This is a genomic window from Pseudomonas sp. GV047 (assembly GCF_003058245.1).
GTDB classification, from domain to species: domain Bacteria; phylum Pseudomonadota; class Gammaproteobacteria; order Pseudomonadales; family Pseudomonadaceae; genus Aquipseudomonas; species Aquipseudomonas marginalis.
Window position 1 is genome coordinate 1 of sequence record NZ_QCWA01000029.1, and the last position, 8,285, is coordinate 8,285.

General features: G+C 59.6%; 7 protein-coding genes and 1 pseudogene. 4 read left to right on the forward strand and 4 right to left on the reverse strand.

Annotated features, from left to right (window positions below):
- Positions 1 to 212: pseudogene (locus C8K58_RS32035) on the reverse strand (ribonucleotide-diphosphate reductase subunit beta); the annotation flags it as partial.
- A gap of 271 nt (positions 213 to 483) precedes the next feature.
- Between C8K58_RS32035 and C8K58_RS32040 the strand changes: the two are divergent.
- Entirely contained in the window at positions 484 to 954 is a 471-nt protein-coding gene (locus C8K58_RS32040; protein WP_027608107.1) for a GNAT family N-acetyltransferase, read from the forward strand.
- A gap of 90 nt (positions 955 to 1,044) precedes the next feature.
- On the opposite strand, the gene C8K58_RS32045 is transcribed toward C8K58_RS32040, so the two are convergent.
- The gene (locus C8K58_RS32045) at positions 1,045 to 2,469 is read right to left on the reverse strand and encodes a PLP-dependent aminotransferase family protein (RefSeq protein ID WP_027608108.1); all 1,425 of its coding nucleotides are present in this window, start codon (positions 2,467 to 2,469) and stop codon (positions 1,045 to 1,047) included.
- Between the two features lie 124 nt (positions 2,470 to 2,593).
- Between C8K58_RS32045 and C8K58_RS32050 the strand changes: the two genes are divergently transcribed.
- The 3 genes from C8K58_RS32050 (at position 2,594) to C8K58_RS32060 (ending at position 5,646) form a co-directional block, all read left to right on the forward strand.
- A complete protein-coding gene (locus C8K58_RS32050) occupies positions 2,594 to 3,226 on the forward strand; it encodes a LysE family translocator (RefSeq protein ID WP_108574925.1) in 633 nt (210 codons plus the stop codon).
- Between the two features lie 85 nt (positions 3,227 to 3,311).
- A complete protein-coding gene (locus C8K58_RS32055; protein WP_027608110.1) occupies positions 3,312 to 4,370 on the forward strand; it encodes a diguanylate cyclase in 1,059 nt (352 codons plus the stop codon).
- 46 nt (positions 4,371 to 4,416) lie between these two features.
- Positions 4,417 to 5,646 carry a M20/M25/M40 family metallo-hydrolase gene (locus C8K58_RS32060; protein WP_027608111.1) on the forward strand — a complete coding sequence of 410 codons (1,230 nt, stop codon included), beginning with the start codon at positions 4,417 to 4,419 and terminating at the stop codon, positions 5,644 to 5,646.
- Between the two features lie 126 nt (positions 5,647 to 5,772).
- Here C8K58_RS32060 and C8K58_RS32065 read toward each other — a convergent pair whose 3' ends face one another.
- Together C8K58_RS32065 and C8K58_RS32070 are read right to left on the reverse strand one after the other, a co-directional pair.
- A complete protein-coding gene (locus C8K58_RS32065) occupies positions 5,773 to 6,093 on the reverse strand; it encodes a contact-dependent growth inhibition system immunity protein (protein ID WP_098479656.1) in 321 nt (106 codons plus the stop codon).
- A partial coding sequence (locus C8K58_RS32070; RefSeq protein WP_133822174.1) for an RHS repeat-associated core domain-containing protein occupies positions 6,090 to 8,285 on the reverse strand: 2,196 nt, incomplete at its 5' end. The genes C8K58_RS32070 and C8K58_RS32065, both read right to left, overlap by 4 nt.

Sequence of the window (8,285 nt, forward strand, 5' to 3'; positions counted from 1 at the left end):
AGGCCTTCGGCGACGTCGAGTTTGTCCAGGGCAGCCTTGGCGCGCACGATGGCGGCGGAGTCACTGGCGGTGACGGCGCGGGCTTCGATGGCGGCAGCGGCGCCGGCACCGTCGAGGCGGTCCATGTTGGCTTCGCTGGCATGGCCGGCGTTGGCGCCCTTGATCACGGCTGCACCGGTGTCCTCGTTGTCGACTTCATCCCAACTCAGCATTGAAATACTCCCTTCTGTTCTGGTTTGACGGCATGTGAACCCGTCCAAAAAAATCTGATTTGCAGGCTGTCAGGCATTGAAATACTGCGCAGAGTGTGGTCGGTGATTACCGATACTGCACACTATGTAGTGGTCTGTTCTGTTTGTGGGCACACTATATGGTGTGTGGGGGGCATGGTCAACGCACAAGATGTGCGGTCCTGGGTCGCTCCCCGGCGCTCATTCGGCTATAAAGCGTGGGTTCATTGGCCTCGCTCGGAATCTCAAGGGAATGAAAAAACTGCTGATCCGCCCAGCCATCCAGGACGACGCTGAAAGCCTCTTCCTGGTGCATAGACACTCTGTCGAACACCTGTGCAAGGCCGACTATGGCACCGAACAGATTGCCATGTGGCTGGACGGACGCTCGCCCGACACGTACCGCGAAGCCATCGCTGCCGGCAACCTTTGGCTGGCGTACACCGACACTGTGCAAGGTTTCGTCGAGGTGGACGGGCATGAGGTCAGCAAGCTGTTCATTCGTGGGGATGCGGCCGGGCAGGGCGTCGGCGCCCGTCTGCTGACCAAAGCGCTGCTGCTTATCGAGGCTGCCGGCCATAGGTGCGCCTACCTCGAAGCCACCCTTACCGCCGAAAAATTCTATGCCGCGTTCGGTTTTCGCAAGATTGGCGAAGGCACCTTCAGCCGTGGCAACAGTGCGATTTCAATCGAGATCATCAAGATGGAACGCGCCTTCCAGTAGTGGCCGGCGTGGGCTGTGGGGCCGACCCCGACGGCTCGGTAACACAGAAGCTCACCGGCGCACGGCCGTCGGGAGTAAACCCGTCTCATGTTAGGGGGGCGGGGGAGCCCCATCGGATGCAGCCTGCAACAGCGCCGCAAACACCTGCTGCACCCGTGGCTCATCACTGTGGGCCACATTGAAGCGCATCGAGTCGCGGTGCGCCGGGTCATTACCGAACAACGCACCCGGCGCCAGCACCATGCCTTGTTTCAACGCATCCTGGGCCAGTTGCTCGCCGCTTACCCCAGGTGGCAGACGCGCCCAGATAAACATCCCGCCCTCATAGGGCATCGGCAGTTCGCAGCCGCAACGCCGCAGCCACTGTTCGACACGTCCGCCGGCCTCCATCAGGCGCTGGACCATGCGCTTGCGATGCTTGGTGTAGCTGCCTTCGCTGAGCGTGCGGTAGACGATCTGTTCAAGCAGCTCCGAGGTCACGCCGCCACTCATCAGCTTCATATGGGTAAGGTTGGCCGCCAGTTGCGGTGCGGCCACCACATAGCTGACACGGGCGTTGGCGCTGAGGACTTTGGAGAAGCCCGAAAGGTAGGTGACCTGGTCGAGGCCGGCGACAGTGGCCAGGCGCGGCGGCGGGTTGGGGTGCAGGTCGGCGTAGAGGTCATCTTCGATGATATGGCAGTGATACTGCTGGGTCAGTTGCAACAGGCGAAACGCCTGGCTGGGGCTGAAGGAGTGGCCGGTGGGGTTATGCAGCACGCTGGTGGTCAGGTACAGGCTGGGACGATGTTCGGCCAGCAACTGCTCGAGAACGCTGAAGTCGAAGCCGTCGGGGCGCCGCTCGATGGTCACGATCTTGACCCCGTGCAAGGCCAGGTTGGCGTGAAAGTTGAAATAGCACGGTGCGTCCAGCAGCACCGTGTCGCCGGGCCTGGCGAGCAGGCGCATGAGCATGTCCAGGCCCTGCACGGTGTTGGGGGTGGTGATGATTTGTTCCACCGGCACCGACAAACCGTCGGCATGCAGCTTCTGTTGCAGGGCCTGGCGCAAGGGCAGCAGCCCGGCGGATGTGCCCAGTGCGGCGATGCGCAGCGACGGCGCACGCACGGTGCTGCGCATGGCCTGGCGGAAGGCTTCGTTATCCAGCCACGCTTCTGGCAAGTGGCCGCCGCCGGGGCGCAGGTCGCCGTAGACTGAGGCGAGGGGGCGGCGCAATACGCTGAGCAGGTCCTGGGGCAGCAGGTCGACCCAGCTCGCCGAGGCCGGGCGCACCCTGTCAACGGCCACGAAGTAGCCACGGCCCTGGCTGGAGGTGAGCAGGTTGCGCCCGCGCAGGCGGTCCAGGGCTTCGTTGAGGGTGAACTTGCTGACACCCAGGGCCTGGGTCAACTCACGCACCGACGGCAACTTGCTGCCGGGTGCCCATTCGCCGGTCTCGATGAGCTGGCTGAACGCCTCGACGATCTGCTGCACCTTGGGTGTGCCGTTCACAAACGCGATGGCGGGTATAAACATAAACCTTCCTTGTGTTTACCGGTGATTTTACCGGTGAAGTTCGGCCGGATTAGGCCTGACTTTACCTGCCTTATGCAACGCCGCTTGCCTAAACTGCACGCCTTCTCGTCTCAGGTCCAAGGCCATGACCAGCGCATTGACGCTCTCTTCGTTTCTCTACTTCCTGCTGTTTTGCGCCACCATGACCTTCAGCCCCGGCCCCATGACCCTGCTGCTGTTGAGCCTGGGCTTGAAGAGCGGTTTGCGCAGTTCGATCCCGGCGCAACTCGGTGCCAGTGTGTCGTACCTGATTTCCATCCTGATCTTTGCCGTGGGCTTTTCGGCACTGATCAAGGGCAATCTCGCCATCACCCTGACCATTCAGTTGGTCGGAGTGGCCTACATTCTCTATCTGGCCTACAAGCAGTGGACCGGCAGCGGCGTGTCGATCGGCAAGGCGGCTGCCGTGGAGGGCTCGCGCAGCCTGTTCGGCAAAGGACTGCTGACCGGCTTTTCCAACCCCAAGACCCTCATCATGTTCAGCGCTGTATTCCCACAGTTCGCCGGGGCAGGGGAGCACCGTGCAGCGGTGGATATCGCCATCCTCGGGGCGACCTTTCTGGTGCTGCAATTTGCCAGCGGTTGCCTGTATTGCTACTTCGGCCAGCGCATCAAGCACGTGCTGGAAACCCCCCAGCGCCGTGTGCTATTGCAGCGGATCACGGCGGTGCTGCTGCTGGGGGTGGCGTTGATGCTGGCCCGCGGTTTTTCCCACTGAATGTTTTGGCGGGGGAGTGAGCAATGGTGGCTAATTGCTGGCGCCCTGATAGACTCCAGGCATTCATCCAGGATTACAGCCCTCCATGCCAGCCGTCGGAGGAAAAGGACTTCCGCTCGCTACCCGTTTGTATAAATCCCGCACCTTGGGGCTGACGCTCGGTTTCGTGTGCGTGGTGTTTGGCATGTACCCGCTGGATCCGGCGCCATGGGTGTGGGCCTGGATGGTGATCAACGCCTTTGTCTGGCCGGTCGTGGCCTTTCAGCGCTCGTTGCGGACTACCCATACGCTGCGCAGTGAGCGCCGCAATTTGCTGTTCGATTCGTTTTGCGGCGGTTTCTGGGTCGCGGCCATGCACTTCAACCCGCTTCCCGGTGTGACGACCCTGTCGATGATGACCATGAACAACGTCGCCATCGGCGGTCCGCGCTTCATGCTGGCGGGCTGGGCGGCGCAGGCGCTGGGCATCGGCACGTCGCTGTTGATATTCACCCCGGCCTTTATCGCCACGACCACCCCGGTCCAGCTCTATGCCTGCCTGCCGATTCTGATGGTGTACCCGCTGGCGCTGGGTTGGATCTGTTACCGCCAGGCGGTGACCCTGGCCCGGCACAAACGCGAACTGCTGGCGCTGAGTCGCACCGACAGCCTGACCGGCCTGCTCAACCATGGCGCGTGGAAAGACCACCTGGAGATCGAGTTCCAACGTTGCTGCCGCGAACAGCAAGGGGCCGCGATTGCGTTGATCGACATCGACCATTTCAAGCTTATCAACGACACCTATGGCCACGTCACCGGCGACATCGTCCTGCGCCAGCTCGGCAAAGTGCTGCGCCAGAACCTGCGCGCCACTGACCTGGCCGGGCGCTATGGCGGCGATGAGTTCTGCGTGATCCTGCCGGGCATGCCGCTCAACCGCGCCACCGAAGTGATGGATGCGTTGCGCGATCGCTTCAACGCGTTGGCCTACGCCCAGGACCCGTCATTGCGCGCCAGCTTGAGCATCGGCCTGGCGCCGTATCAACCAGGGCACGCCGACTCGACCCGTTGGCTCAATGAGGCAGACCTGGCGCTGTATGAAGCCAAGAGCAGCGGGCGCAACCGGGTCAGTTCGGTGCAAGGCACTTGGTTGCGGTCGGTCTAGTGGGGTAGGGTGAGGCGGCACCCCAACAAAAAACAAGGATCGGTTCATGCCCTTCACCTTCCCGCGTACTTTCCTGGCCGCCACGTTGGCCTTGTCTTTTGCAGTCCCGGCCTACAGCGCCGAACCCCACAAACAGATCCAGGCCGACGCCGAGCAGTACAAGGCCCCGGCCTTGAAACTGCTGGAGCGCCTGGTGAATATCGATTCGGGCTCCGGCTACGGGCCAGGCTTGACCCAGGTGAGTGACATCGCCGTCGATGAACTCAAACAACTGGGCTTCACCATTGAACGGGTGCCGGATGCCGCCGCCAACAGCAGCCATGTGATCGCCACCCTCAAGGGCGACGGCAAGGCCAAAATCCTGCTGATGGCCCACATGGACACCGTGTTCAAGGAAGGCTCGGCGGCCGAACGGCCGTTTCATATCAAGGACGGCCGCGCCTATGGCCCCGGCGTGATGGATGACAAGGGCGGCATCGTCGCCGGCATCTACGCGCTCAAAGTCCTGAAGAACCAAGGGTTCAAGGACTATGCCCAGATTACCTTCCTGCTCGATGCCAGCGAAGAAACCGGTTCCGACATCGCCTCTGAACTGATCCGTAACACCGCCAAGGCCCACGACGTCACGCTGAACCTGGAGCCCGGCCGCCCAGCCGACGGCCTGGTGGTGTGGCGCAAAGGCAGTGCCACCGCCGTGGTCGAAGTCAAAGGCAAAGCCGCCCACGCCGGCGTCGCCCCGGAGCTGGGACGCAACGCCGCCATGGAAGCCGCGCACCAGATTCTGCAACTGGGCAAACTCGGCGATGAAGACAAGAAGACCACCATCAACTTCACCGTGATCAACGCGGGCGACCGCACCAACGTCATCCCCGACCAAGCCACCGCCAAGGCCGATGTGCGTGCGGCATTGCCGGAAGAGTTCGACCGGATCGAGAAGGACTTGGTGCGGGTCTCCGCCAACAAATTGATCCCGGAAACCGAAGTGACCACCACCCTCAAACGCGGCCTGCCGCCCATGCCGCAGACGCCGGAGTCGGACAAGCTGGTGGCGATTGCCCAGGGGATTTATGGGGAGCTGGGTAAAAAGTTGACCATTGAAGGCAGCGGCGGCGCGGCGGATGCCAGTTTGTCCGCCGGGGTAGGGACGCCGACGTTGGATGGGTTTGGGATAGTGGGGGGGAATATTCATACGCCGCAGGAGTATGCGGAGGTGGAGAGCGTGGCACCGCGGATTTACTTGCTGAGTCGGATGATTATGGAACTGAGTAAACGCTGATCAGGCTGGGAGGCTCACCTATTCAATTTGGCTGAGCCTTCATTCCTTGTGGTGAGCAGGCTTGCCCTGCGTGGACTGCGCAGCAGGCCAAAATATTAATAGCAAAGATCGTTATACGGCTGTTTTTTAAGTTGAATATTGGTTTTTTTGTAGGTGTTCATCAAACTTTCGAACTATGTGATTTAGCCATAACGGGCCTGAGGCCCATTGGTGTGGATAGTAGTAATAGCAATGCTGTATATGCAGTAAATTTTCTTGAAGGTCTGGCTCATTGGTATACGAATTTATCAGCTCTAAAATTTCCTGTTTTACTGTCATGATTATTTCTCTAGGCGAGTCCAGTAGAAATGTATCGATGACATCATCGGCCGATGAATGATCTTCCGCCCAATCCTGATTAAAGTAAGCACCAAAAAATTGTTGTAGCTCTGTTAATGGTTCATTCATTTTTCTGGGTATCCTGTTAGCAATAGATAGCCATCTGGCATTTTAGGAGCTCGTTTTATGACTAATAGGAACTTATAAACAGGTACGGATTTTGTTGCTCCATTTAGCATGCTTACCCCTACGGGTTGACTTGAGCTGCCTTTAATTAAGAGTTTTTCCTTGTTTCCACTTAAAAATGTAGTTATTTCTTGCTGGTGTGCAGTCAAGCTTTTGGACACTATAGCCTCAGCCTCTTCTAGAGTTTTGAAGGTGGATGAGGCTGGGATGTGCGGTTCTGATTCAAATCTTGCCGCTAACTGTTCGTCTGTTCGACCGACATGTTTTTCAATCAGGTGTCCTCCAGCCTTCTCGTGAGTAGTTAATACTCCAGGAGGTGCTTTTTTTGTTAAATCGTTTTTTGAATCCGGGCAATTTCCAATCTTACAGCTTAACCCTAACGGATCCACCCACCCCGTAGGATTGGGCACGTACTGATACGCGTTGATCCCACCCGCCAGCTTCACCGGATCAGGCGTCAGGTAACACCCAATATCCGGATTGTAGTAGCGATGACGGTTGTAGTGCAGGCCGCTTTCCTGATCAAAGTACTGCCCCTGGAAACGTAGCGGATTGTCGATTGTGCCTTTGTCGAGTCGGCTGATCTGGCCGTAGGCGCGGTAGTGGGCGGACCAGACGATGTCGCCCTCTGGGTCTGTCAGTTCCTGTGGTGTGCCGAGGTGGTCGAGTTGGTAGTGAAAGGCTTTGGTGTTTTTTGGGCCGAAGCCTTCTAGCAGTGCCAGCGGACGGAAACTGTCGGGTTCATAGAGATAGCTGCGATGGCGATCCGCATGGTGTTCGGCAATCAGCTTGTCGCCTTGCCAGAAAAACTCCGTGGTTATGCCGTCCACGGTTTTGCTGATGCGCCGCCCAAACGGGTCGTAGCGATAGCTCGCGGTTTGGCCGTTGGGTTGGGTGATGGCGATCAGCCGATGCTGGCAGTCGTAGCGGTATTCGGTGACGAGTTGATGGCCTTTGCCGCGCCGCTCGCGGATGAGGTTGCCGAAGGCGTCATAGTCGTAGTGGCGGTCGCCCTGAATCATCAGGCGGTTGCCGGCAACGATGTCGGGGCCGGGGCGGTCTTGCATCAGCAGGGTGCCGGCCGGGGTGTGGCCGAAGCGTTCCTGCAGGTCCTGGGAGTGGTCGGCGCGGGTGAGGCGGCCTAACGGGTCGTAGTGGTAGTGGTGTTCGCCTTTGCGGGTGTCGAGCAGGCGGGTGAGGTTGCCGGATTTGTCGTAGTCGTATTGACGTCGGTACAGCGCGCCTTCGCTGTCACAGATACCGTGGTTGAACAGGCGGCCCTGTTCGTCGTGTTGGTAGCTGCTGAGCAGTTTCCCCTGGGCGCGTTGGTGTTCACGGCCGGTCCTGAACAGATGAGACGTTAGCAGCGTGCCATTTAACTCGACGGTGGCGAGGTGGCCGCCTTTGCTGTGGTTGAACACCAGGCGGTTGTTGTCCGGCAGGCGCAGGTGTTGAAGCTGGCCGCAGGCGTCGTAGCCGTAGCGCAAGGTGCCCCAGCCTTGGTGTTCGGCGGTGAGGCGGCTTTGTGGGTCGTATTCGTAGGCCAGCGCCCAGTGGCCGTCGTCGACGCTGAGGAGTTTGCCCTGGCGGTCGTAGGCGTAATCGACCTTGTTGCCATCAGGCAGGTTTTTTCGTACGAGGCGTCCGGCGTGGTCTCGCTCGTAACGGGTAACGAGCTGACTGCCATCGTCACCGTGTTCGGTTTTTTCCTGCAGGTTGCCATTGAGGTCGTAGACGTAGGCCGTACGCTGCCCGTCAAACCCGGTTTCCTGCTGGATCAGCCCATTGGGGTGGTAAGCAAGTCGGTAGGTCTCGCCAACCTCGTTTTCGATCTCGGTCAGCAATAACCGCACGTTGTCGTAGCGGTAGTTGACCTGAGTGCCATCAGCGTTGATGCGCCGACTGATCAGGTGCAACCCGTCGGCGTATTCGTAGCGGGTGACGTGGCCCAGTTCGTCGCGTTCGGCGGTGATTTTTCCGTAGGGGTTGTAGCTGTATTCCCGACACGCTCCACCCGGCAGCACCACGCGAACCAACCGGCCCACGCTGTCCCACTGATACTGGGTCAGCGCGCCATGCTCATCCTCGCGGGCCACCGGCCGGCCAAGATCGTCATAGCGATAACGCTTGATCCC

Excerpts from the sequence above, each read along its gene's own strand:
- C8K58_RS32040 (WP_027608107.1), top strand. The coding sequence starts at position 484 with ATGAAAAAACTGCTGATCCGCCCAGCCATCCAGGACGACGCTGAAAGC.
- C8K58_RS32055 (WP_027608110.1), top strand. The coding sequence starts at position 3,312 with ATGCCAGCCGTCGGAGGAAAAGGACTTCCGCTCGCTACCCGTTTGTAT.
- C8K58_RS32045 (WP_027608108.1), bottom strand. The coding sequence starts at position 2,469 with ATGTTTATACCCGCCATCGCGTTTGTGAACGGCACACCCAAGGTGCAG.
- C8K58_RS32050 (WP_108574925.1), top strand. The coding sequence starts at position 2,594 with ATGACCAGCGCATTGACGCTCTCTTCGTTTCTCTACTTCCTGCTGTTT.
- C8K58_RS32065 (WP_098479656.1), bottom strand. The coding sequence starts at position 6,093 with ATGAATGAACCATTAACAGAGCTACAACAATTTTTTGGTGCTTACTTT.
- C8K58_RS32060 (WP_027608111.1), top strand. The coding sequence starts at position 4,417 with ATGCCCTTCACCTTCCCGCGTACTTTCCTGGCCGCCACGTTGGCCTTG.